At 55.8% G+C, this 25,134-nt stretch carries 22 protein-coding genes; 14 read left to right on the top strand and 8 right to left on the bottom strand.

Annotation, left to right across the window (positions count from 1 at the left end; translation table 11 throughout):
* The first annotated feature begins 227 nt into the window (after positions 1 to 227).
* Both W822_RS39315 and W822_RS39310 read left to right on the top strand, forming a co-directional pair.
* Positions 228 to 977 carry an electron transfer flavoprotein subunit beta/FixA family protein gene (locus tag W822_RS39315; RefSeq protein WP_024006213.1) on the top strand — a complete coding sequence of 250 codons (750 nt, stop codon included), beginning with the start codon at positions 228 to 230 and terminating at the stop codon, positions 975 to 977.
* Between the two features lies 1 nt (position 978).
* Positions 979 to 1,908 (top strand): electron transfer flavoprotein subunit alpha/FixB family protein, encoded by a 930-nt coding sequence (locus W822_RS39310; RefSeq protein WP_024006212.1) that lies wholly within the window; start codon positions 979 to 981, stop codon positions 1,906 to 1,908.
* A gap of 196 nt (positions 1,909 to 2,104) precedes the next feature.
* On the opposite strand, the gene W822_RS39305 is transcribed toward W822_RS39310, so the two are convergent.
* The 3 genes from W822_RS39305 to W822_RS39295 are packed head-to-tail and all read right to left on the bottom strand — an operon-like array spanning position 2,105 to position 4,633.
* Positions 2,105 to 2,836 carry a M48 family metalloprotease gene (locus W822_RS39305; protein WP_024006211.1) on the bottom strand — a complete coding sequence of 244 codons (732 nt, stop codon included), beginning with the start codon at positions 2,834 to 2,836 and terminating at the stop codon, positions 2,105 to 2,107.
* Positions 2,837 to 2,838: 2 nt separating this feature from the next.
* Positions 2,839 to 3,660 carry a BPSS1780 family membrane protein gene (locus W822_RS39300; protein ID WP_024006210.1) on the bottom strand — a complete coding sequence of 274 codons (822 nt, stop codon included), beginning with the start codon at positions 3,658 to 3,660 and terminating at the stop codon, positions 2,839 to 2,841.
* 4 nt (positions 3,661 to 3,664) lie between these two features.
* On the bottom strand, positions 3,665 to 4,633 hold the full coding sequence (locus tag W822_RS39295) for a homoserine kinase (protein ID WP_024006209.1): 969 nt from the start codon (positions 4,631 to 4,633) through the stop codon (positions 3,665 to 3,667).
* Positions 4,634 to 4,832: 199 nt separating this feature from the next.
* Here W822_RS39295 and W822_RS39290 point away from each other — a divergent pair, with 199 nt between their 5' ends.
* The 5 genes from W822_RS39290 (at position 4,833) to yfaE (ending at position 11,845) form a co-directional block, all read left to right on the top strand.
* A complete protein-coding gene (locus tag W822_RS39290) occupies positions 4,833 to 6,617 on the top strand; it encodes a ClcB-like voltage-gated chloride channel protein (RefSeq protein WP_024006208.1) in 1,785 nt (594 codons plus the stop codon).
* A 2-nt stretch (positions 6,618 to 6,619) separates the two neighbouring features.
* The gene (dusA, locus tag W822_RS39285; RefSeq protein WP_081724415.1) at positions 6,620 to 7,738 is read left to right on the top strand and encodes a tRNA dihydrouridine(20/20a) synthase DusA; all 1,119 of its coding nucleotides are present in this window, start codon (positions 6,620 to 6,622) and stop codon (positions 7,736 to 7,738) included.
* A 339-nt stretch (positions 7,739 to 8,077) separates the two neighbouring features.
* Entirely contained in the window at positions 8,078 to 10,351 is a 2,274-nt protein-coding gene (gene nrdA / locus W822_RS39280; RefSeq protein ID WP_024006206.1) for a class 1a ribonucleoside-diphosphate reductase subunit alpha, read from the top strand.
* Positions 10,352 to 10,379: 28 nt separating this feature from the next.
* Complete coding sequence (nrdB, locus tag W822_RS39275; RefSeq protein WP_024006205.1) at positions 10,380 to 11,513, top strand: class Ia ribonucleoside-diphosphate reductase subunit beta; 1,134 nt, start codon at positions 10,380 to 10,382, stop codon at positions 11,511 to 11,513.
* The gene (yfaE, locus tag W822_RS39270) at positions 11,510 to 11,845 is read left to right on the top strand and encodes a class I ribonucleotide reductase maintenance protein YfaE (RefSeq protein ID WP_024006204.1); all 336 of its coding nucleotides are present in this window, start codon (positions 11,510 to 11,512) and stop codon (positions 11,843 to 11,845) included. The genes nrdB and yfaE overlap by 4 nt, the downstream gene beginning before the upstream one ends.
* Here yfaE and W822_RS39265 read toward each other — a convergent pair.
* Positions 11,796 to 12,080, bottom strand: a complete 285-nt coding sequence (locus W822_RS39265; RefSeq protein WP_024006203.1) for a hypothetical protein — start codon at positions 12,078 to 12,080, stop codon at positions 11,796 to 11,798. The two genes, yfaE and W822_RS39265, sit on opposite strands and share 50 nt — an antisense overlap.
* Before the next feature lie 270 nt (positions 12,081 to 12,350).
* Here W822_RS39265 and W822_RS39260 point away from each other — a divergent pair, with 270 nt between their 5' ends.
* Genes W822_RS39260 through W822_RS39250 form a run of 3 tightly spaced genes read left to right on the top strand, consistent with a single transcriptional unit; the run spans position 12,351 to position 15,264 of the window.
* Positions 12,351 to 13,418 (top strand): alcohol dehydrogenase, encoded by a 1,068-nt coding sequence (locus W822_RS39260; protein WP_024006202.1) that lies wholly within the window; start codon positions 12,351 to 12,353, stop codon positions 13,416 to 13,418.
* A 2-nt stretch (positions 13,419 to 13,420) separates the two neighbouring features.
* Positions 13,421 to 14,449 carry a diacylglycerol/lipid kinase family protein gene (locus W822_RS39255; protein WP_024006201.1) on the top strand — a complete coding sequence of 343 codons (1,029 nt, stop codon included), beginning with the start codon at positions 13,421 to 13,423 and terminating at the stop codon, positions 14,447 to 14,449.
* 8 nt (positions 14,450 to 14,457) lie between these two features.
* Entirely contained in the window at positions 14,458 to 15,264 is an 807-nt protein-coding gene (locus W822_RS39250; RefSeq protein ID WP_024006200.1) for a metallophosphoesterase family protein, read from the top strand.
* Positions 15,265 to 15,391: 127 nt separating this feature from the next.
* Here W822_RS39250 and W822_RS39245 read toward each other — a convergent pair whose 3' ends face one another.
* Both W822_RS39245 and W822_RS39240 read right to left on the bottom strand, forming a co-directional pair.
* Complete coding sequence (locus tag W822_RS39245; RefSeq protein ID WP_024006199.1) at positions 15,392 to 15,850, bottom strand: CBS domain-containing protein; 459 nt, start codon at positions 15,848 to 15,850, stop codon at positions 15,392 to 15,394.
* A gap of 101 nt (positions 15,851 to 15,951) precedes the next feature.
* On the bottom strand, positions 15,952 to 17,313 hold the full coding sequence (locus W822_RS39240; protein ID WP_155848166.1) for a YihY family inner membrane protein: 1,362 nt from the start codon (positions 17,311 to 17,313) through the stop codon (positions 15,952 to 15,954).
* Between the two features lie 282 nt (positions 17,314 to 17,595).
* On the opposite strand from W822_RS39240, the gene W822_RS39235 reads away from it, so the two are divergent.
* The 3 genes from W822_RS39235 (at position 17,596) to aroC (ending at position 20,591) form a co-directional block, all read left to right on the top strand.
* Complete coding sequence (locus tag W822_RS39235) at positions 17,596 to 17,970, top strand: DUF2069 domain-containing protein (RefSeq protein ID WP_031243114.1); 375 nt, start codon at positions 17,596 to 17,598, stop codon at positions 17,968 to 17,970.
* A 2-nt stretch (positions 17,971 to 17,972) separates the two neighbouring features.
* Complete coding sequence (locus W822_RS39230; protein WP_024006196.1) at positions 17,973 to 19,460, top strand: protein adenylyltransferase SelO; 1,488 nt, start codon at positions 17,973 to 17,975, stop codon at positions 19,458 to 19,460.
* A gap of 75 nt (positions 19,461 to 19,535) precedes the next feature.
* On the top strand, positions 19,536 to 20,591 hold the full coding sequence (aroC, locus tag W822_RS39225; protein ID WP_024006195.1) for a chorismate synthase: 1,056 nt from the start codon (positions 19,536 to 19,538) through the stop codon (positions 20,589 to 20,591).
* A 22-nt stretch (positions 20,592 to 20,613) separates the two neighbouring features.
* Here aroC and fahA read toward each other — a convergent pair whose 3' ends face one another.
* Entirely contained in the window at positions 20,614 to 21,942 is a 1,329-nt protein-coding gene (gene fahA / locus W822_RS39220; protein ID WP_024006194.1) for a fumarylacetoacetase, read from the bottom strand.
* A 116-nt stretch (positions 21,943 to 22,058) separates the two neighbouring features.
* A complete protein-coding gene (locus W822_RS39215) occupies positions 22,059 to 23,378 on the bottom strand; it encodes an omega-aminotransferase AptA (RefSeq protein WP_253272309.1) in 1,320 nt (439 codons plus the stop codon).
* A 352-nt stretch (positions 23,379 to 23,730) separates the two neighbouring features.
* Here W822_RS39215 and leuC point away from each other — a divergent pair, with 352 nt between their 5' ends.
* Positions 23,731 to 25,134: a 3-isopropylmalate dehydratase large subunit gene (leuC, locus tag W822_RS39210; protein WP_024006192.1), complete on the top strand. Its 1,404-nt coding sequence runs from the start codon at positions 23,731 to 23,733 to the stop codon at positions 25,132 to 25,134.

Here is a 25,134-nt window from a genome sequence, read left to right as displayed (position 1 = left end):
CATTTGCATCCATCTGTTTGTCCTGCCTGCAGGATCGGGGTACGGCGTGCGCCACCGGTTTTGCACGTCCTCTTAAAATCGAGTCTGTTTTGCCTCGCGGAACGCTCCTGGCGCAAAATTCAGGGGATTGAATGAATTAGTCAAATCGCCTGAAGCAAGCATGTAAAATAAATAGGATTCAGTCATAAATCAGGGCGTCTGCCCCCGTAAATCAAGGAGATTGTTGGATGAAGGTTTTAGTGCCTGTAAAGCGCGTTGTTGACTACAACGTCAAAGTGCGCGTCAAGTCAGATCAGTCTGGCGTCGATATTGCAAATGTGAAGATGTCGATGAATCCGTTCGACGAAATCGCAGTTGAAGAGGCTACACGGCTCAAAGAAGCGGGTACGGTCACCGAAGTGATCGCTGTTTCTTGCGGCGTGGCGCAATGCCAGGAAACCCTGCGCACAGCCATGGCCATCGGCGCTGACCGCGCGGCATTGGTGCAGACTGATGCAGAACTGCAGCCTCTGGCTGTGGCCAAGCTGCTCAAGGCGGTTGCCGAGAAAGAGCAGGTCAATCTGGTCATCCTGGGGAAACAGGCCATTGACGATGATGCCAATCAGACCGGCCAAATGCTGGCCGCACTGCTGGGCTGGCCTCAGGCGACATTCGCCAGTAAAGTGGTCATCGAAGGCGAGACCGCCAAGGTCACGCGTGAAGTGGACGGCGGCCTGGAAACCATTTCCGTGAAACTGCCTGCCATCGTGACAACCGACCTGCGTCTGAACGAGCCACGCTATGTCACGCTGCCTAATATCATGAAAGCGAAGAAAAAACAGCTCGATACCCTCACTCCCGAAGAGCTGGGCGTTGACGTTACCCCTCGCATCAAGACCCTGAAAGTCAGCGAGCCGCCTTCACGCAAGGCTGGTATCAAAGTGGCTGACGTGGCAGCGCTGGTAGATAAACTCAAGAATGAAGCGAAGGTGATTTAAGATGACGACCCTTGTTATTGCAGAACATGATAACCAGCAGTTGAAACCCGCGACATTGAACGCGGTGGCTGCTGCCCAGAAAATCGGCGGCGATATTCATATTCTGGTTGCCGGCGGTGGCGCACAGGACGTGGCTGCCCAGGCTGCCAAGGTCGCCGGTGTGTCCAGCGTCCTGCTGGCCGATGCCGATCATTTGAAAGATTTCCTGGCTGAAAACGTGGCCGAACAGGTCCTGGCCGTAGCCGGCGATTACAGCCATATCCTTTTCCCCGCGACAGCGTCCGGTAAAAACGTTGCGCCCCGCGTCGCTGCGAAACTGGACGTGGCACAAATTTCCGATATTACGGCCGTCGATTCCGCTGATACGTTCGAGCGTCCCATCTATGCCGGTAATGCGATCGCCATTGTGCAGTCTTCAGACGAGAAAAAAGTCATCACCGTTCGTACCACCGCGTTTGACGCCGTTGCTGCAGAAGGTGGCAGTGCCGAAGTCAAAACACTGGATGCCGTGAGCGATTCCGGCCTGTCGTCTTTCATCGGCCGCGAAGTGGCCAAGAATGACCGGCCTGAACTGACTGCCGCTTCGGTGGTTGTTTCTGGTGGTCGTGGCATGGGCAGCGCAGAAAACTTCAAACTGCTCGAACCGCTGGCTGACAAACTGGGCGCCGCCCTGGGTGCCTCACGCGCTGCGGTTGACGCCGGTTTTGCGCCCAACGACTGGCAGGTCGGTCAGACCGGCAAAATCGTTGCGCCGCAACTGTATGTTGCTATCGGTATTTCCGGCGCCATCCAGCATCTGGCCGGTATGAAAGACTCCAAGGTCATTGTTGCCGTCAACAAAGATCCGGAAGCACCGATTTTCGGTGTGGCCGATTACGGCCTGGTTGCGGATCTGTTCACTGCAGTGCCTGAGCTGGAAAAAGCCATTTAAAATTGGGCAAATGTGAATGGGTGCATGCGTTGCACTCATTTGCACGCAGTCTGAACGACAAACAGAAAAAATTTCACCCGTCATTGCGGCATATGCTTTCGCCGCAATGACGGGTGAGTTGTATTCGAGCGCTGTATTTGACTGCTGCACTTGAACGTCGTATTCGAGCGTCGTATCTGAACCCGCGCAAGACCAATTACATGGCTTCGATGCGATCCGCCCGGCTGCCTGAATCGGGATGGCTGGAGAAAACCCCTGACCCACCGCCCGATAGGGATTCCAGTTTACGCAGGGCCGAGACGGCTGCCGATTTATCGTGCCCCTGTTCCTTGAGCACTTTCAGGCCAAAGGCGTCCGCGGCATATTCATGCGACTGGGAATATTGGGCGTTGACCAGGCCATTGGCCAGGGCTCCCAGCTGGCTGCCCGACAGGGTAGACAGAATAGGAACGCCGCTGGCGGCACCCGCCTGTTGAGCGGCCAGCGTCAGCAGACTCGAACGCGCCTGCGCTTTGGAGTGTCCTTCGATCACATGCCCGACTTCATGGCCCAGGACAAACAACAGCTCGTTATCAGTCATTTTATCCATCAGGCCGGAATAGACCCGAATGCTGCCATTGGGCAGGGCAAAGGCATTGACTTCAGGGTTGATGTACGCTTTGAACTGCAGGGGAACGCCCTGGTAACTTCTCAGATTACGCGTTACCCGGGCCAGTCGCGTTGTGTATTTGCTGTTGGCCGAGGCAATATTATTTTGCGAATCCAGCTCCTGCTGGGAGGTGACCGCCAGTGCCTGGATCTGCTCGTCGGAGACCGTGGCGGCCTGAAACAGGGAAGAGGCCGCACCCACCATGCCGGCCACATTCATGTTTTGGCAGGCAGTCAGGGTGCTGGCGGCAAGGGTGACAAGGGCTAATTGTCTTAACATGCTTATTCCTCAGGTAAAGCCCTGTGCTGGGTGCCGAAGATTGCAGCATAACTGGAATAAAAGCCACAATAAATCGTTGCGACCATAATCATCAGTATGACCTGCATGAGAAATGCGATAAACAACGCGGGCAGTCCCACTCCGATCAGCAAGGGCACAATCACAAATTGCAGGAAAATGAAGAAAACAAACCAGATCAGAAAATACATCAAAAATGCAGTCTTGTTGCGCCAGGAAGCAACAAAGGAATAGAAAATTGCCTTGCCGACGGTCTGATTTTCCCAGCCGATCAGCTGGGGCACGTGCCAGAACATCAGTGTTACAATAAACAGCAGTATGGCCCAGCCCAGCAGCAGAACGAGTGTGCTGCCGTCGGGCAGCGCATCGGCCGTTGTCGTGGCGCCACCCTGTGCACCATACAGCACACTGCTGATTTGCGCGATAGTCTGTTCATCCAGCAGCGGATAGAGCAGCACCACGCTCAGCAGCAGAATCAGGGCTGCGTATACAAAACCGGAAAAGGCAAGCCGGGAAATCACCTTGGGTTTTTGCAGACTGGCGACCCAGGTTTTCGGATCAAGCTGGTTGAATCCTGCCGGTTTGCCCTGGATATCGCGACAGGCGCTGACCACGATCAGACTGGCGATGGGCATGGTGATAATGAACAAACCCGCGCCCAGCACGGGGATCTGTAGCAGGATCTGACTCATCATATTGATGACGAACAACAGGGCGAGCAGGGCAAAAGGTTGCTTGCGGAAGATCAGAAAAGCATCTTTGAGCCATTGCCAGCCCGACGAGGCGGGAAGAGTCGCAGCAATCATGTTTTTAAGGAAGTGGTGGAACCGGTTGTTGTACGCGCAGCGTCAGGATGCGCTCAAAATGGGTCGGGTCGTGCGGTTTGAGCGTTTGCGCAGGGCGGGGGCGAAAATAATCGTTCAGCCTTGAGGTCCAGAAGCGCAGGGCGGCAGCACGCAGGGCGATCGGCCATAATTTCTTTTCCGTTTCGGTAAAAGGGCGCTCCTGTGCATAGGCCTGCAGCCACGCCTGAACCAGCCAGGGCTGCAGCGCGCCGGTTGACCGTTCGATACACCAGTCATTCACGGCGACCGCGACATCGAACAGCCACGCATCGTGGCCGGCAAAGTAAAAATCAATAATGCCTCCCATGCGCGGTTCATCGTAGGTGCCGTCAAACAGCACATTGTCGCGAAACAGATCGCAATGACAGGCCCCGGCCGGCATGCTTTTCCAGTCGTCACCGGTCTGAATCTGGCGCTGTTCCTCAAGGCTGGCGGTAAACAACCGGTCCTGGCTGTCGGTCAGGAACGGGCGGATGCCCGGATAGGTCTCTTCCCACCAAGGCAGCCCGCGCAGATTCGGCTGGTAAAGCGCAAAGTCGCGCGCGGCCAGATGCGCCTGCGCCTGGGTACGTCCGGCGATGATGCAATGCTGAATGCCGGGATCGGACTCGTATCCGCCGGCCAGGCGATCAACGATCGCTGCCGGTTTGCCGTTCAGCGTTCCGATCCGGGTACCATCGCGCCGGGTTTGCGGCATGGGCACTTTGACCTCGCGGCTGGCCAGCGTGTGCATTAATTCGATATAGAAGTTCAATTGCTCGTGGTTGAGCACCTCGAACAGCGTCAGTACATATTCTCCCTGACTGGTGTTCAGAAAAAAATTGGTATTTTCAATACCGGCGGTAATACCGCGCAGGGAAACGAAATCGCCAAGTGCATACTGAGCCAGATAGTCAGTGGCTTGCTGATTAGTGACAGGAGTAAAGACGGCCATGGATAAATGCGACACACAGAATCATTGAATGCCGATCATTTTAGTTCAGGTTGGCGTCATATAAGCGTGGGGAATGGGTCATGCGCAAAAGAATCACAAGTGAGTTTTGCTACAATGAGGCACTTTTGCGGGTTTGCAGCCAATCTGCCACCCGCGTCCTCTTTTGGCCGCTCCTTCCTTTGAGTCCCTGAGACCGCCTATGGCTCTATTTTCTCCCTTTGAGGCACGCAATAAACTCACGCAGTTTGCCTGGCTGACAAACCGCCCGGCATTCTTCGTCTGGGCGATTGTGGTGGGTGTGGCGGCAGCGGGTCTGACCATTTTGTTTCATATGGCAATTCACTGGGGGCAACTGCTGACAGGGTCGGTGCCGGGAGAAATCGAGACGGTAGCCAGTCGCTGGACGGACACCGAGCGCGTGCTGTTTCCCACTGTAGGCGGGCTGATTGCCGGCACCTTGCTGTGGCTGTCGTCAAAAGTGCGCAAGGACATGAATGCCGACTATATGGAAGCGGTCGCGCTCTCGGACGGGCGCCTGTCTTTGCGCCAGGGCGCACTCAGGGTGTTCTCTTCGTTGTCGACTGTGGTCACCGGCGGCTCGATTGGTCGCGAGGGCGCCATGGTGCATCTGGGGGCGATGGCGGCATCGGCAATCGGGCGGTTTCTCGCATTCAATTCAAATGACATACGGCTGCTCGTTGCTTGCGGCGCAGCCGCCGGTGTTTCGGCGGCCTATAACGCGCCGCTGGCTGCCGCGCTGTTTGTCGCCGAAATCGTGCTGGGCACCCTGTCTGTGACCACTCTGGGGCCGCTGATTATTTCAGCCGGCGTCGCCAATGTCACCATGCAATTGACCGGCTACTATCGGATCACGTATGACGTCAAACCCATCTCGCTGTCCATTGATGGCACTTTGCTGCTGTTAATGGTGCTGGCCATATTTGCCGGTCTGCTGGCTCCGTTGTTTCTGCGTTTTCTGGATGCGGTGCGCCAGTTGTTTCGCAAAACCAAGCTGCCGTTGCCCCTGAGTCTGGCCCTGGGGGGCGCGTTGCTGGGTGGCATTCTTATTTTGCAGCCCAATGCCGCGGGCAATGGTTATGGGCCGATAGAGGATATGCTGACGCAGTCCTGGACCATACCCGCCGTGTTGTTGATACTCGCGTACAAGGTGCTTGCCACCGGGGCTACCGTGGGCTCGGGCGCCACGGGCGGGGTATTTACGCCCATGTTGATGGTAGGCGCCAGCGTTGGCATGCTGTTTTTCCAGATCATTTCACTTGTGATTCCTGAGTTTGCCGGCCAGCCGTCCCTGTATATTCTGATCGGAATGGGCGCTTTCCTGGCTGCCGGTACGCATGCACCCCTGATGGCCATACTGATGATATTTGAAATGACGCATCGCATTGATCTGGTATTGCCGCTCATGTTTGCCTGCGTGATTGCAAATGTGGTTGGCAGCCTGTACAGTACGCCGGCCATGTATGGCGTGACATTGTCACGCGAGCAGACAGCAAGGCTCAAACGCCAGGCGGAGAGCGCCACGGTCAAGGGCCTGATTCTGGATGCGCAGACCGTATTGCGCCAGGATCAGACGCTGGAGCAGGCCGTGGCCATGTTTCAGGCGTATCCTGTACGTTATATTTATGTTGTGGACGAAAACGAGCATTACCAGGGCGTGCTGTCGAATCAGGAAGTCACCCGCTGGCTGCTGTCGCAATCGCCCATGACAACGCCCATATCCGAGCTTATGGTACAACCGCATTTTATCCCGGTGCTGTATCCGGACATGACACTGGGTCAGGGGCTGGAGCTGTTCCTGACATTTATGGGTGAACGTTTGCCGGTGCTGTTGTCCAAAGATGAGCCCAGGCTGCTGGGTGTGGTGCGCAAATCCGCCATTCTCCAGCAACTTGAAGCACAACGCGAACTGCAGGACCGACACCAGCCGCCGCATATCGATTTTCGCATATCCCGCGATAAGTAATCATGACCTATTCTGCTATTTCGTCCCATACGGCTGTTGCACAGGCCGATCCTCTTTTGAAAGCGCCTGACGGCATAGGCGCCGCTCAGCCTGGCCCGGCTGCGGCTGCCGCATTGGATTACACTCAAACCAGCGGCAGCCGGCCCTGGCAATTGAGTGTGGCCCCCATGATCGATGTCACCGACAGGCACTGCCGTTATTTTCATCGTCTGCTGGCGCCTGACGCCTTGCTCTATACTGAAATGATTACCACAGGCGCCCTGATTTTCGGCGATGTGCCCAGGCATTTGCGCTTCAGTGCGCAGGAGCATCCGGTGGCCCTGCAACTGGGCGGCAGCGAACCCGATGCCCTGGCTCGCTGTGCCCGACTGGGCCAGGACTGGGGGTACGATGAAATCAATCTCAATTGCGGCTGCCCCTCAGAGCGGGTGCAAAAAGGCGCATTCGGCGCCTGCCTGATGGCCGAGCCTGCACTGGTGGCTGATTGTATCAAGGCTATGCAGGACGCGGTTAGTGTGCCGGTCACAGTGAAGCACCGGCTGGGCCTGGACTATGATGAATCCTACGATTTTGTTCGGGATTTTGTGGGGCAACTTTACGATACCGGCTGCAGGGTATTCATTGCTCATGCACGCAATGCCGTCCTCAAGGGGCTTTCACCGAAGGATAATCGTGAAATACCACCCTTGCGGTATGGTGTCGTCTCGCGGCTGAAAAGCGACTTTCCCGATGCACTTTTTGTCCTCAATGGCGGGTTGAGCGATGCTGAACAGATCATTGAGGCCGCAACCACATTCGATGGCGCCATGGTGGGGCGGATCGCCTGGCATGAGCCTTACATGCTGCGCCAGATCAGTCAACGATTGTGGCCGGACACCGCGGTACCCGACGATGCGCAGATTGTGCAGGAGATGGTCCGGTACGCAACGTCTGAGCGGTCACATGGCGCACCGCTACGGTCCATTATCAAGCCGATGCTGGGCCTGTTCAATGGTCGTAAAGGAGCACGGCAATGGCGTCGGCATCTGTCTGACCCGGCCCCGCTGGCGACGCAGGACCCGGCCATCTTGCATGAAGCCTTTGCCTTTATTGAAGGCGCAGCGCCTGAATCGGTGGCGTGAGGCAATGTCTTGAGTGGCTGCCCTGAATCGGGCATCCTGATTCAAGTGTCGTGATTCAAGTGTAGTAGGGCAGCCGTCGATCAAAACCCGGCGGCGCGGGCAACCCGGTGGGACCCGCATCGTGTAAAATCCACACCGTTACATTTTTTTTAAATCGAAAAAATAATTATATTAATCAATGCGTTGCGTCTTTTTTCAAGGTTTTGCACGAACCTGAAAGCGCTTGAAATATCCATTTAGATACTATATATTGTGCCAAATACAAAATAAAACACTATATATAGTTTCCATTTGGTCCCGCCCAACGGGTCCGTCAACCACCATTGATACGGATACGCAATGAACAGCACACTCTTGGTCACCAAACGTGACGGCCGAAAAGAACCCATCGATCTGGATAAAATTCACCGTGTAATTACATGGGCAGCAGAAGGGCTAGATCATGTGTCGGTGTCGCAGGTCGAGCTCAAGTCGCACATTCAGTTCTATGACGGTATCAAGACCGAAGACATCCACGAGACCATCATCAAGGCTGCGGCCGATCTGATTTCCACGGCCACGCCGGATTATCAGTATCTGGCGGCGCGCCTGGCCATCTTCCACCTGCGCAAGAAAGCCTTCCAGCATTTCGATCCGCCAACGCTGTTCGATCACGTCACCCGGCTGACCGAAATGGGCAAATACGACGAACATATTCTGCAGGACTACACGCGGGAAGAGTTCGACGAAATGAACAGCTATATTGATCACAGCCGTGATATGAGTTTTTCCTACGGCGCCGTCAAGCAGCTTGAGGGCAAGTACCTGGTGCAGAACCGGGTAAACCACGAAATCTACGAGAGCCCGCAGTTCCTGTACATTCTGGTCGCGGCATGCCTGTTTTCCAAGTACCCGAAAGAAACTCGTCTGTCCTACATCAAGGGTTTCTACGACGCAACATCGCAATTTAAGATTTCCCTGCCCACGCCGATCATGTCGGGCGTGCGTACTCCCACACGTCAGTTCAGCTCCTGCGTGCTGATCGAGTGCGGCGATAGCCTGGATTCCATCAACGCCACCACCAGCGCCATTGTGCGCTATGTGTCGCAGCGTGCGGGTATCGGCATCAATGCCGGTCGCATTCGCGCAGTGGGCAGTCCGATTCGCGGCGGCGAAGCCCAGCATACCGGTTGCATCCCGTTCTACAAGCATTTTCAGACCGCGGTCAAATGCTGCTCGCAGGGCGGTGTGCGCGGCGGGGCGGCCACCTTGTTCTACCCGATGTGGCATCTTGAAATCGAATCGCTGCTGGTGCTTAAAAACAACCGCGGCGTGGAAGAAAACCGCGTTCGACATATGGACTATGGCGTACAAATCAACCGCCTGCTTTATCAGCGTCTGATCAAAAACGGCGATATCACGCTGTTTTCGCCTTCCGACGTTCCTGGGCTGTACGATGCATTCTTCGAAGACCAGAACCGTTTTGAGGAACTGTATGCGAAATATGAACAGGATCCGACCATTCGCAAGCGTGCGGTCAGAGCGACGGAACTGTTTTCCCTGATGATGCAGGAGCGTGCAGGAACAGGCCGCATCTATATCCAGAACGTGGACCACTGCAATACGCACAGCCCGTTCGATCCGGCCGTGGCCCCTGTACGCCAGAGCAATCTGTGTCTGGAAATTGCCTTGCCGACCAAACCCCTGGAAGACATCAACGACGAGAACGGCGAAATCGCCCTGTGTACCTTGTCTGCATTCAACCTGGGCGCGATCGAATCACTTGATGAGCTCGAAGGCCTGTCCGATCTGGCGGTCCGTGCCCTGGATGCCCTGCTGGACTATCAGGATTATCCGATAAAAGCTGCGTATATCGGCTCAATGAAACGCCGCACGCTGGGTATCGGTGTCATCAACTTCGCCTATTATCTGGCCAAGAACGGCGCCAAATACTCAGACGGCAGCGGCAATGGGCTGACCCACCGGACCTTTGAGGCAATTCAGTATTATCTGCTCAAAGCCTCTGTCGGTCTGGCCAAAGAATTCGGCCCCTGCACGGCGTTCAATGAAACAACGTATGCCAAGGGTATTTTGCCCATTGATACATACAAAAAAGATCTGGATGGCATTTGCAATGAGCCGCTGCATCTGGATTGGGAAGCATTGCGCAAGGAAATCACCACGCATGGCCTGCGCAATTCAACGCTGACTGCGCTGATGCCGTCCGAGACCTCGTCGCAGATTTCCAATGCCACCAACGGCATTGAACCGCCACGCGGGCTGGTCACGGTCAAGGCTTCCAAGGACGGTATCCTGAAACAGGTCGTTCCGGAGTATGATCGTCTTAAGGATAAATACGAGCTGTTGTGGAGCATGCCCGGCAATAAAGGCTATCTGCAGATCGTGGGCATTATGCAAAAATTCGTGGATCAATCCATTTCGGCCAACACGAATTATGATCCTGCTCGTTTCGAAGGCGGCCGTGTGCCCATGAACCAGATGATCAAGGACCTGTTGATGGCCTACAAACTGGGCGTCAAGACCCTGTATTACCAGAACACCCGTGACGGTGCAGAAGACAAACAGGAAGATCAGGCACAGGACGATTGCGAAAGCGGCGCGTGCAAGATCTGATCAGGCAGCAATCAAGTAAGAGAAAATAATGGCATACAGTACATTTTGTCAGGTACCGAACGATCAGATGAAAGAACCCATGTTCTTTGGTCAGTCGGTCAATGTGGCGCGCTACGATCAGCAAAAATATGAGATTTTTGAAAAACTGATCGAAAAGCAGTTGTCTTTTTTCTGGCGTCCCGAAGAAGTGGACGTTTCCCAGGACAGGATCGACTATCAGACGCTGCCCGAGCATGAAAAGCATATTTTTATCAGCAATCTGAAATACCAGACATTGCTCGATTCGATCCAGGGGCGCAGTCCCAACGTGGCGCTGCTGCCGCTGGTATCCATTCCGGAACTGGAAACGTGGATTGAAACCTGGTCGTTTTCCGAAACTATTCATTCGCGCTCGTACACGCATATTATCCGCAATATCGTCAACAATCCCTCTTTGGTGTTTGACGATATCGTAGCCAATGAATACATTCTGAAGCGCGCGCGCGATATTGCTTTCTATTACGACGACGTGATTTCATATACCCAGCTGTACCACCAGTTCGGCGAAGGTACGCACCAGTTGGCCGGCAAAGAAGTGGTGGTCTCGCTGCGTGAACTCAAGAAGAAATTGTATCTGTGCCTGATGGTCGTCAATGTCCTGGAGGCCATCCGCTTCTACGTGAGTTTTGCCTGCTCTTTCGCTTTTGCCGAGCGCGAACTGATGGAAGGCAATGCCAAGATCATCAAGCTGATCGCCCGCGACGAGGCTCTGCATCTGACCGGCACGCAGCATATGCTCAATATCCTGCGCAGTGGGGAAGACGATCCGGAAATGGCCGAAATCGCCGTTGAAACACGCGATCAGTGTTTCGATCTGTTCAAACAGGCTGCGCTGCAGGAAAAAGAGTGGGCCGAATATTTGTTCAAGGGTGGCTCCATGATTGGCCTGAACAAGGACATTCTGTGTCAGTACGTGGAATACATCACCAATCTGCGCATGCAGGCTGTCGGCTTGCAACCGGCCTTTGCAGGTGTGCGTCAGAATCCGATCCCCTGGATCAATGCCTGGCTGTCATCGGACAATGTCCAGGTGGCGCCGCAAGAGGTTGAAATCAGCTCTTATCTGATCGGACAGATTGATTCACAAATGAATACTGACGATCTGCAGCATTTTGAGCTATGACCTCAGTCGTCACGACCGACAGCAGGTTTGAATTGCTGGAGGGAGAAACGCTGCTTGAAGGACTGGAACGCACCAATCATGAAGTGGAGTTCCAGTGCCGGGCGGGTTATTGCGGATCGTGCCGCACCCATCTGGTCTCGGGCAAGGTGCGGTATCTGACCGATCCGCTGGCCTACATTGCCAGGGATGAAATTCTGCCTTGCTGCTGCGTCCCGCAGGGACCGGTGCAACTTGAGGCCCGGCTGGCGCATACACCCGAACAGCCCGTGCTGGGTGAAGAGTTCAATATTCAGTCGTCGCTGGATTTCGGGCCGAACGAGCCGTCTGAGTGAGGTTCTTGCCCTGTTTTTTGTGAGAAGGCAGGAACGCGACCTTCAATGCAAAGATGGTGGCAACGGACCATAACAAGAGCCAGATCACATGCATGGTCATCACAAACATATCGCGTCCGCTCAGGGCCGCAGTTTGCGCCATCAGGTCATTGAGCACTGATATGGACAATCCGATCATCATGCTGGAAAACAGCAGGACGGTAAGTACGAAGGACCATTTCGGATCGGGTTTCATGAATTCTTCCTGTTATGCAGCCTAGTGCAATCTGTTCTGCTCGAACCGGGCGCACAGTGCCAGTGTAAAATTCAGTTTAAATGGATGTAGCCTGCGAGTGAAATATCAAATACTTATGTCTATATTGCTCAGGTTCAGATAGCAAATTGACCGGCAGGGCCACTGCCTTGCGCGACCGTCGCAAGCACTCATATACAATAACCTTTTCAGTACACTCTCGCTGATCGTCCTATCAGCGATGCCATTCATTGACCCAGGAGCCGCCTGACCATGAAGTGTTATTGCATCTGCGATTTTAAAGCCCCCTTGCAAATGATGGAAAAAGAGGACTTTGTCCCGCAGGGAACACAGGTTGTGCTGGACGTCAAAGCGGCCGGTGTCTGTCATAGTGATTTGCATCTATGGGAAGGCGGATACGATCTGGGGCACGGCAAACGGCTTGAACTCAAAGACCGCGGGGTGGCGTTGCCGCTCACGCCTGGTCATGAAACCGTCGGTGTAGTCCGGGCCATGGGCCCGGACGCCCCTGCGCTGGACACCTCAAAGCACTATCTGATTTATCCCTGGATCGGGTGCGGCCAATGCGCCGTTTGCCAGCGAGGTGATGAGAATCTGTGTGCGGCGCCGGCCTGCCTGGGCATTCATCGTCATGGCGGGTATGCCACGCAGATCGTGGTGCCGCATCCCAGGTATCTGGTGGACATCGGTGATATGGACCCGGTGCTGGCCGCGCCCTATGCCTGTTCGGGCCTGACCACCTTTTCGGCACTCAAAAAGTTTGATCCGGCTGTCCTGCAAAATGAACCAGTCGTTATTTTCGGCGCGGGCGGGCTGGGCCTGATGTGCCTGCAGTGGTTGCATGCCATGGGCGGCAAGGGCGCGATCGTCGTCGATCTGGATCCGGCCAAGCGCGAGGCAGCCCTGCAGGCCGGAGCACTGGCGGCTATCGATGGCAACAGCGACACCCTGGTTGCCGATATCCAGGCGGCTGCGGGTACACGCAATATCTGGTCTGTCATCGATTACGTCGGTGCGCCCGCCACCGCGACCCAGGCCTTCAATTTACTCGTCAAGGGCGGCAAACTGGTCATCGTTGGTCTGTTCGGCGGCCAGAGTGAATGGTCTCTGGCGTTGTTTCCATTGAAGGCCGCCACCGTGCAGGGCTCCTATGTGGGCAATCTCGCCGAGTTGCGGGAATTAATGGCCTTTGTCAAAGAGGGTAAGGTTCGGCCGATTCCCGTGAGCCGACATCCTCTTGACCAGGCCGATGACACCTTGATGGCGCTGCACGACGGCAAGGTCATCGGCCGGGCAGTGTTGACGCCATCAGTGGAATGAATATGACCTCATCTGAGCTAACGACGCAGACAGCCGACGGCGTCGGCAAGAACGAGGGCGCTGACCCAAATGCGCAGGGCCAGGCGCCAGCGGGTCACGAGCCTGCACGCACTTTTGTGTTTTTTACCAACTCCAGCTCAGGTAATCAGGACACCGAACAATTTCTGGAGAAAATAGCGGTGGTCATGCAAGGGCATCCGTATCATATCGTGTGTGTCTATCCCGAAGACAGTCACGAGCAAAGACAGAAGGAAGCGGTCAGCCTGGTCAAAAAACACAACGCGATTCTGGTCGTGGCCGGCGGGGATGGAACCATCAGCGCCATGGCCAATCACGCCATCCGTGAACAGTTTCCCATGGCGATCGTGCCGTTTGGCACCTTCAATATGTTTGCCCGCGATCACGGCCTGTCGCTTGATACCGATACGGCCTTGCGTGACTTGCTGACCGGTCAGATCCGGCCGGTTCAGACCGGAGAAATCGGTGGTGTCCATTTCATCGTTAATGCCACGCTGGGTCTGTATTCCCAGTTGCTGGCCGATCGGGAGGAATGGAAAAATCAGTTTGGCCGGCGTCGGGGCGTGGCGATTTTCGCAGCATTTTCCACGATCATGAAATACGGCCGTTCCTATTTTCTGCAGTTTAACCGTGGGGATGGCAAGCAACTGGTGAAAACGGTGAGCTTTATGGCTTGCAACAATAATTTGCAGGCAGAGCAGGCTGGCGTTGAATATGACGAAAAAATGGGGCAAGGCTATCTGTACGGTATTGTGCTCAAGCCGTCCAGCCGCAAGCGCATGATGTTGCTTGCGCTAAAGCTCATATTCAAGCGCCTGAATCAGGATCGGCAGATCATCAGCTTTCCGTTTGAATCGCTGGATATCGATAAAAAGCGGGGAAGTCGCACAATCGAGGTCGCCATGGATGGGGAGGTTCACACGCTGGATGCGCCCTTTACCGTAAAAGCCAATAAAGATCTGCTCAAGGTGCTGATGCCAATGTCTGAGCCGGCACAGCAACCGCCGCAATAGGGCCGCGCATGCATCGGATTATCCAGCTTTCGGATCTTCATTTCGGCACTGTGAATGCGCATGTGCTGAATGCGCTGGTGCATACGCTTCGCCAGTTGTCGCCATCGCTGTGCATTGTCTCGGGCGACATCACTCAACGAGCCCGGCGCAGTGAGTTTCTGGCTGCCAACGCCTGGCTCAAAACGCTGCCTGCTCCGGTGCTGTGCATTCCGGGCAACCATGACATCCCGCTGTTTGCCCTGTGGACCCGGTTTCTGCATCCTTATGGCCGCTACCGCCGCTATCTGCACAAAGAAGTGGAACCGCTACTTGAGACCGACAGGGCGATTGTGATCGGGGTGAATACCACCACACCATTTCGCCATAAACGCGGCATTGTGAGCGACGCGCAAATCCGGCGGGTGGAACAACTGGCGCTTGATAATGCGGCGGGCAAGGGTGTTATTGTGGTGGCTCATCATCCATTCCATGTGCTGGACGAGGCCGATGAGGATCAGCTGGTTGAAAATCACGAGGCGGCGATTCGCGCCTGGTCCGCGGCGGGCGTAGATCTGATCCTAGGCGGGCATATCCATGTACCCTATGTCTACCCGCTGACCCGGCGTTATCCGGATCTGCCCAATCCGACACTGGTCGTGCAGGGTGGCACCACGACGTCGTACCGGGTGCGGCGCCATATTCCCAATTCACTGAACGTGCTGGATCTGTACCCGGAAAAGAAAATCCACATCACGACCTGGACGTATCAGTCCAAAGACAGCGGGCATGCCGATCGTTTTACGTGTGCGGAAAAGGATATGTGGAAGACAGTGTAAAGGGGGTGCAGGGATTGCTTGGATCCGGAGTGGTCTGGCGTGGTTTGGCCTGATCAGGAGTGGTCTTGCAGTGACGGTTTTATGGCACCGGTCTTGAGGGCCGGTTTTTGTGCCCGGCCCCGTTGAGCTATTCTTTGTCTTCTTCAGCTTCACCTGGCCAGTCGCGGATGTACGCCTTGAGCATTTTGTTTTCGAATTTGGAGGCTTCGAGCATGGCACGCGCCATGTCGTAAAAGGAGATCACCCCCATCAGGACCGGGCCGTCCATGACCGGCACGTAGCGGGCATGATGTTCCAGCATCAGCCGGCGCACTTCTTCGGCCTCGGTATTGGGAGACACGCTGACCGGTGCATCATCCATGATTTTGCGGATGGTGGTGTTTTCTGTTGAGCCGGGTGCTTCGTGCAGGTGACGGATAATTTCGCGGAAGGTGAGCATGCCGGTCAGTTCGCCCTGTTCCATGATGACAAGCGATCCGATATCGCGCTCACTCATGGTTGCAATGGCTTCGGCGACCGACTGGTCCGGGGTGGCGGTGTAAAGGATATTGCCCTTGACCCGCAAGACTTCACTGATTTTCAACATGGCAATCCTCCTGTCGCTTTATTCTGCCGTCCGATACCGTTACCGGACAATGATCTGGTTATATGGAAATGTACCTGAAATCACCTGCCATGCAAAGCGATTCACGTGCTAACTGTGTCTCTGTTGTCCTGCCCGGTTGAATCCGGCCCCGTTACTGACTCATCCTGATACAGAATGTCGCGTAATTTCACGGTATTGTCTTCGGTCAGCAGTCGCGCGATCACCTGGCGCAGTGCAGGGTCGTGACCGATTTCGATCACCTTGCTGTCGAACAGGAAGCAATCGGCCAGCGGATCCAGGCTGGCATTCAGGCTGCTGGCCAGTACCCATCGTTCGGAGCGCTTGCCGGCCGTATTGACGATATAGCCCATGGACACCAGCGGCTCTAGAATATCCAGCGTCTCGCTATAATTCATTTTGATCTGCCGGGCGATATAGGGGGTGCCGTAGCCTGGCGGGTTGTGGTCGCGTGCGCCGTGCAGCAGGCGCAGGACAAACAGTGCGGTCACAAAGTGCACGCCCGGCGAGACTTTATCACGCATCTGTCCGCTGCGGATCTGGGGTGCCAGCGCCGCTACCGTTGCGCCGAAAAGCACCACCAGCCAGGACAGGTAAATCCACAGCAGGAAGATCGGGATGGTCGCAAAAGCGCCGTAAATAAGTGTGTAGGAAGGAAACTGGGTAATGTAATAGGCGAACCCGGCCTTCATGATCTCCAGTAAAATCGCGGTCGTATAGCCGCCTATCATGGCATCTTTCCAGGCCACCTTGCGATTGGGCACCAGATAATAAAGCAGGGCAAAGACCAGCCCGGATACGATGACAGGCACCAGCGTGAACAGCAGGCTTTTGATGATCGAAAACTGCGTCACCAATCCCAGCTTTTCCTGCGCAATATAAGAAGAGGTCCACAGGCTGGCGCCCAGGAAAATCGGGCCCAGCGAGAGAATGGCCCAATACACCAGCACCCGCTGCCCCAGCGGGCGGCGACGCGTCACATTCCAGATATCATTGAGCACTTCGTCTATGGTCATCATCAGCATGATGGAGGTGACAATCAGAAAGCCCACACCAATGGCCGTCAGTTTCGAGGCCTGCTGCGCGAACATGTTCAGGTAACTCATAATGGTTTCGGACACGGTCTCGGGCATCAGGTTGTGCGTCAGAAACTGTTCAAGCGACACCTTGAAGTCTGTAAAGAGCGGGAACGCGGTAAACAGCGACAGAATGACGGCCAGCATGGGGACAGTGGCCAGCACCGTAGTAAACGTCAGGCTGGAGGCAACCTGCGTGAGCTTGTCGCGCAGCAGCCGTTGGATGCCGAACATGACGGCTTTTTTGTAAAACTGAAAGCCCAGTTCCGAATCGCCCATATTCAATCGCAATTCTTCCTGTGCTTCGATCGCTTCCTGGGTTTCCTGTTTTTTTTGCTGGGCGAGTTCGAAATCGTGATGTTTTGTCATGGTCAGCTTGCTGGTTTGCCGCGTGGCGCAGATCAATCAATGATAATCGGTTCAGGTTAAGGGCAGTATAACAAACCGCCCGTCCAGGCCGTCATCCTGCTGTTGCCGTTGGGTTGCAAATTGTAATCCGACGGTGCCTTTGTGTTTTACCGGAACGGGCGAGGGCACAACGAATATAATGTTCAGTCTGACAAGATTGATTGGAATACGACGTTGACAAAGCCTTCTCCTACTCCCTCTGCAACCGATTTGACAGCGGCCTCGGTCCATCGTCCGACCCAGATTGCATTGAACCCCCGCTATCGGGTCCTGGCGTTTATTTCCCTTCTGCTGCTGTTTTTGCTGTGTATTGCCTGGGAGCTGTTTCTTGACCCGCTGGTGCCTGGCGGCAGTCTCTATGTCCTGAAGGCCTTGCCCCTGCTGTTTCCCTTGTATGGCGTCTACAAGGGCAATCTGTATACCCTGCAATGGTCCTCCATGCTGGTGCTGCTGTATTTTACCGAAGGTGTGGTACGCTGGTATTCCGATATCAGCGTGACCTCGTCCATGCTGGGCGGCATCGAGACGATTCTGGCGCTCGTCTTTTTTCTTGCTGCCATTTTGTATGTGCGGCCCGCCAAACAGGCTGCCAAACGCGCCAAAAAACTGGGTAAATAAATATGCGATCTGATCTGATCGTCAGTAACGACTTTGCATCCTTGTCACCGGCGTTTTTCACGCGGCTCAAAATGCAGGGCCTGACCGACCCCACACTGTTGCATGTCAATCCCGACGTGCTGGCGTTGCTGGGGTTGTCGATGGACGATGCGCACTCGCAGGAATTTTTGTCGATCATGTCCGGCAATGCCGATTTGCCGGGCGGGGTCACACTTTCGGCCGTCTATAGCGGACATCAATTCGGCATCTGGGCAGGGCAACTGGGCGATGGCCGCGCCCATTTGCTGGGGGCCATTCGGGGCACCAACGAACAAGACCAGCCCGCAGACTGGGAACTTCAGCTCAAGGGTGCGGGCCGAACGCCGTATTCACGCATGGGTGACGGGCGCGCGGTGTTGCGCTCGTCGGTGCGTGAGTATCTGGCCAGTGCCGCCATGACCGGCCTGGGTATCCCGACGACGCAGGCCTTGTGCCTGGTCGGGTCCGACGATCCGGTCTATCGTGAAACCGTGGAAACGGCCGCCATTGTGGCGCGCGTGGCACCGTCTTTTGTGCGTTTCGGTTCGTTTGAGCACTGGTATGCGGCAAAAAATACCGAAAGATTGCGGGAGTTGCTGGACTATGTTGTTTCGCATTTCTTTGCCGACGAAGTGCCGCAGCAGGACAGCACGCATAGCCTGACAGATGTGATCGAGCGCTTTGTCGATGTCGTGGTCGCGCGCACCGCGACGCTCATGGCCGGCTGGCAGTCGGTGGGGTTCAATCACGGCGTCATGAATACCGACAATATGTCGGTATTGGGCCTGACGCTGGATTATGGTCCCTATGGCTTTATGGATGATTTTCGCATCAATCACGTCTGCAATCATACCGACACACAGGGCCGTTACGCCTGGAATGCGCAGCCGTCGGTCGCCTTGTGGAATTTGTATCGCTTTGCCAACTGCTTTGTGGCGCTGGGCGCTGATCCGGAGCGCCTCAAGGCGCGACTGGAGCGGTACGAAGGCATCTTTATCGATGCCTATCGGGCGCGCCTGGCGGCCAAGCTGGGGCTGGACGTCTGGAAAGAGGGCGATGATGAACTCATCGACGGCTGGTGGCGCACGCTGCACGAGCAGTCGGCCGATTTTACGCTGAGTTTTCGTCATTTGGCGCTGATCGACGAGGATGAAGATCCGCTGCGCAGCCTGTTTGCCGATACAACGAGACTGGATGAGTGGCTGGCCGGATATCGGGAACGCCTGCAGGACAATGCTGATGCGGATGCCAAAGCGCGCGCCCGCCGGATGAATCGCGTCAACCCCCTGTATGTGCTGCGCAATTATCTGGCAGAAGAGGCGATCCAGGCGGCGGCCAAGGGCGATATGAGCGTCATCGATGCCTTGCTGCCTCTGTTGCGCGATCCATATACCGAGCAGTCCGGCATGGCCCATTATGCTGAACCGCCACCTGAGTGGGGACGCGAACTCGAAGTCAGTTGTTCATCCTGACCGGCAGTTTCTGGTATTCTTTCGTACTTCTTCCGTTCTGTAACGGGCTTGCATCTCATTTTTCCTGGATAAGCGATGTCGGGTAACACATTAGGCAAACTTTTTTCGGTCACCAATTTCGGTGAGTCCCACGGACCGGCCATCGGTTGTGTCATTGACGGCTGTCCGGCCGGTATGTCGCTGTCTGAACAGGATATCCAGATTGAACTGGATCGGCGGCGCCCCGGTACCTCGCGTCATGTTACGCAGCGACAGGAACCCGACACGGTCGAGATCCTGTCCGGCGTGTATGAGGGCAAAACGACCGGCACCGCCATTGGTCTGCTGATCCGCAATCAGGACCAGCGCAGCAAGGACTATTCGGCCATTGCCGACACCTTTCGTCCCGGGCATGCTGATCGTACCTACTGGGAAAAATATGGCATCCGTGATCCGCGTGGCGGCGGCCGTTCGTCGGCACGCCTGACAGCCCCTACGGTAGCGGCCGGAGCCATTGCAAAAAAATGGCTGAGTGAAAAATTCGGCACGGTCATTCGTGGATATATGAGCCAGCTCGGGCCGATTGAGATTCCATTCCAGTCCTGGGATGAAGTCGGACATAATCCGTTTTACGCCGCCGATGCATCGGTTGTCCCGCAACTTGAAGCCTTTATGGATCAGTTGCGCAAGGACGGCGACTCCATCGGTGCACGGATTGAAGTGGTCGCACAGGGTCTGCCAGCCGGCTGGGGCGAACCTCTGTATGACAGGCTGGACGCCGATATTGCATTCGCCATGATGGGCCTGAATGCTGTTAAAGGCGTGTCGATTGGCGCCGGGTTCGGGTGCGTTACGCAACGGGGTTCCGAGCACGGCGATGAACTTACGCCCGAAGGCTATCTGAGCAATCACGCCGGGGGCATACTGGGCGGCATTTCAACAGGGCAGGACATCACGGTATCGCTGGCCATCAAACCGACTTCCAGCATCCGCATTGAGCGCAAGTCGGTCAACCGCGCAGGCGAGCCGGTCATGGTGCAAACACTGGGTCGTCACGATCCCTGCGTCGGCATCCGCGCCACGCCCATCGCCGAGGCATTGCTGGCACTGGTGCTGATTGACCACGCCTTGCGCCAGCAAGCCTATCGTTGAGCATTGATAAGAGCCGTTACGCTTAAGCCGTTTTGAAATTGGCCTTGAGCACCGAACCAGAGACGCTGCCAAACGAAATATCGGGGTAGCCTTCTTTTTTGCAGACGGCCTTCATAATGATTTCATCTCCGTCTTCAAGAAAACTGCGGCTTTCACCCCAGGGGAGGGTGATTGGCTTTTTGCCTGCGTCTGTCAGTTCCAGCAGGGAACCCGCCTGAGCGGCATCCGGGCCGGAAAGCGTGCCGGAGCCCAGCAGATCGCCCGGTTGCAGATTGCAGCCGTTGACCGTGTGATGCGTAATCAGTTGCGCAGCGGTCCAGTAAGCTTCCTTGAAATTGCTGTCGGCCAGCGTAAACGCGGGCTGACCGCTGTCGCGCGACTGTTGCGTGGTCAGTTGCACCTGCAATTGAATATCGTAGGCACCGCCTTCGGCATTGGCCTGTGAGCTCAGATAGGGCAAGGGCTGGGGATCGTCGGCCGGGTGGGCAAACGCGCAGCGGAACGGCTCCAGTGCCTCCTGGGTCACGATCCAGGGGGAAATGGTGGACGCAAAATTCTTGGCCAGGAACGGGCCTAATGGCACATATTCCCATGCTTGCAGATCACGGGCCGACCAGTCGTTCAAAATGCAGAAGCCGAAAATATGCTTGTCGGCCTGTTCGATTTCAATGCGCTGACCCTGTTCGTTGCCTTCGCCCACGAAGATGCCCAGTTCCAGTTCGTAGTCCAGCCGCTTGCACGGACCGAAATCGGGCGCATCGCCTTCGTTCTTGGGTTTGGTCTGACCGACCGGACGCGGGAACGCCTGGCCGGATACGGCGATGCTGGAAGCCCGGCCGTGATAACCGATAGGCACCCATTTGTAGTTGGGCAGCAGCGGGTTGTCCGGGCGGAACTGTTTGCCGACGGCAGTGGCGTGATGCACGGAAATGTAGAAGTCGGTGTAATCGCCGATGCGTGAAGGGGTGATAAATTCGGCTTCATCCTGGGCAACCAGCAGGGGACGAATGGCCTCTTCGTGCGCGGAACCGACGCGCAACGCCTGCGACAGCGCCAGGCGCAAGGCCGACCAGTATGGCTGTCCCAATGCCATCAGGCCATTGAGCTGAATGCCCTGGCAGGCTTCAAGCGCCTGTTGCGCCTTGTCGGTGAACAGGTTCAGGTCATAAAGGCGGGACAGATCAACGATCTGATTGCCGATGCCGACACCGGGGCGGAACGCTTCGCCCGATCCGCGTCGGCGAAACGAGGCAAAGGGCAGGTTCTGGATCGGAAAACCATTGCCGGTGACGTTAGCGCTGTCTACCCAACTGGTAAGGTCCGCCTGATGTGTATCGTTAAGAGTGATCATGTTTCAATTAAAAGTATAAAAATGCTGGTTGATGAGTGTAACGTGAATCGCAGCGGCAGCCCATTCGCAGAATCCCGCAGTGACGGGATGTTGTCAAACGATGCGTGCCGCGCACGTTATGCCGTTTCACTGATGGCTTTGCCGAGCACATCAAAAATGGTACCGATTTGTTCCTGGCTGATAATCAGCGGCGGTGAAATCGCAATGGTGTCGCCGGTGTAGCGCAACAGAACGCCTGCGTCGTAACAGCGCTGGAACACCTCGGCCGCACGTGCGCCCGGTGCATCTTTGCGCGGCGCCAGTTCGACGCCTGCCACAATTCCCAGATTGCGCACGTCTATGACATTGGGCAGGCCGTTCATGCCATGGGCTGCCGCTTCGAACGCAGGAGAGAGCGTGCGTGCGTTATCGAAAATATGCTCTGATTGATATAACTCGAGTGCCGCAGTAATAGCCGCCATGGCCAGGGGGTGCCCGGAGTAGGTATAGCCGTGAAACAGCTCAATGCCATTGTCGCCTGCGTTGATGACGGTATCGTATAAAGTGTTGTTGACTGCAACCGCACCAGCGGGCACCGCTGCGTTGCTGATCCCCTTGGCCATGGTCAGTATGTCTGGCGTCACACCAAAATAATCACTGGCCGTATTGGCGCCCAAGCGACCGAAACCGGTGATGACTTCGTCGAAAATCAGCAGAATGCCGTGCTTGTGGGTGATTTCACGCAGGCGTTGAAGATAGCCCTCGGGTGGAATCAGCACGCCTGTCGAGCCGGCCATGGGTTCGACAATCACGGCGGCAATGGTGGATGCATCATGCAGGGCAACGATGCGTTCCAGCTCGTCAGCCAAATGGGCGCCCCAGGCAGGCTGCCCCTTGCTAAAGGCGTTATGCTCCAGGTTATGGGTGTGGGGCAGATGATCGACGTTTGGCAGCAGGGAGTTGGAAAAGGCCTTGCGATTCGGGCTGATTCCCCCGACCGAAATGCCACCGAAACCAACGCCGTGATAGCCGCGTTCGCGCCCGATCAGCCGGGTACGCTGGGGCTGGCCATTGGCCCGATGGTACGCCAGGGCGATTTTCAGTGCGGTATCGACCGATTCAGACCCGGAGTTGGTAAAGAAAATGCGTTGCATGCCGGTCGGCATGAGCGCAGCGACGGCGGTGGCTGCCTTGAATGCCAGTGGATGGCCCATTTGGAAACTGGGTGCGTAATCCAGCGTGGACACTTGCGTGGCGATTGCCTGGGCGATGGGCTCGCGGCAATGCCCGGCGTTGACACACCACAGGCCGGCGCAACCGTCCAGAATCTGGCGGCCGTCTGTGCTGGTGTAATACATTCCTTTTGCCGAAGCCAGCAATCGCGGCGCTTCCTTGAAACGTCGGTTGGCCGTAAAAGGCATCCACAAATGGGTCAGGTCGGGGGTCTCGGTCGTCATAGGTTTCTCCATATGGATAGCCTATTCTACTCACAATATGGATATTTTTCTGCTTTGTAAGGAATCGTGCGGGTAAGCCCCTGTGACAGATTGATCCGGACGTTTCCTGGCACGTTGCACCGGATAATACGGCTAATATAGTAGTATTGATACCAGTATAATATATGGGCTTGTTAACGCAACGGATTTGTCCATAATACAGGTATGGCAATTGACGCTGTCTCCTGGCCATACCGGGGGGCAACAGCAACGCCCAGCCAGCGGCAACGACCGGTAATCGACATCAACCACCAGTCATCACGTTAGCATGCAAAGGCGGGCGAATGCGCTTATTCGTTTTCAGGAGAACATTTTGGCTCAGACCCTTTACGATAAACTCTGGGATGCCCATGTGGTGCACCAGGAAGAGGACGGCACCTGTCTGTTGTACATTGACCGTCATTTACTGCATGAAGTGACCAGCCCCCAGGCCTTCGAAGGTCTGACGCTGGCCGAGCGCAAACCCTGGCGGCTCTCTGCCAATCTGGCGGTCGCCGATCATAACGTGCCGACGCTGGGTCGCGCACAGGGTATCAGTGATCCCGTATCTAAACTGCAGGTCGATACCTTGGATAAGAACTGCGAAACCTATGGCGTGACCGAGTTTCGCATGAATGATTTGCGCCAGGGCATCGTGCATGTGATCGGGCCCGAGCAGGGTGCAACCTTGCCTGGCATGACCGTGGTTTGCGGCGATTCGCATACCAGCACCCATGGCGCGATGGGCGCGCTGGCCTTCGGTATCGGTACCTCTGAAGTCGAACACGTTCTGGCTACTCAGACACTGTTGATGAAGAAAAACAAGAACATGCTGATCCGCGTTAATGGGGATCTGCCTTTTGGCTGTACCGCCAAAGACCTGGTTCTGTATATCATCGGCGTGATCGGTACGGCGGGCGGAACGGGCCATGCTATTGAGTTTGCCGGCAAGGCCGTGAGTGATCTGTCTATGGAAGGGCGCATGACGGTCTGCAATATGGCGATTGAAGCCGGCGCCCGTTCGGGCATGGTTGCCGTAGATGATAAAACCATCCAATACTTCAAGAACCGTCCGTACTCGCCCTCAGGCGTGTTGTGGGATCAGGCCGTGGCGTACTGGAAGACGTTGCATTCGGATCCGGGCGCGAAATTTGACAAAATCATTGAGATCGATGCGCGTCAGGTACGCCCGCAGGTCACCTGGGGCACATCGCCCGAGATGGTGCTGTCCATTGAAGACCGCGTTCCCGACCCTGACCGTGAAAAAGATGACGTCAGGCGCAACGGCATGGAACGGGCGCTGGAATATATGGGCCTTAAACCCAACACGCCCATTTCCGATGTGCGCGTGGATCGTGTATTTATCGGTTCCTGTACCAATTCGCGTATAGAAGACCTGCGTGCTGCGGCCAAGGTGGCACGCGGACGCCGCGTTGCGTCCAATGTGATCCAGGCCATGGTGGTGCCCGGTTCGGGGCTGGTCAAGCAACAGGCAGAAAAGGAAGGCCTGGACAAAATTTTTGTCGACGCCGGTTTCGAGTGGCGCGAGCCCGGGTGCTCCATGTGTCTGGCCATGAACGCCGATCGCCTGGAGCCGGGTGAACGTTGCGCTTCGACCTCCAACCGCAACTTCGAAGGCCGTCAGGGGCAGGGGGGGCGCACCCACCTGGTCAGCCCCGCCATGGCTGCGGCTGCCGCCATTGCCGGTCATTTTGTCGACGTCAGAAAATTAGGATAA

This window comes from Advenella kashmirensis W13003, assembly GCF_000506985.1.
GTDB lineage: Bacteria > Pseudomonadota > Gammaproteobacteria > Burkholderiales > Burkholderiaceae_B > Advenella > Advenella kashmirensis_A.
This window is presented reverse-complemented; position numbering and strand designations above follow the sequence as displayed.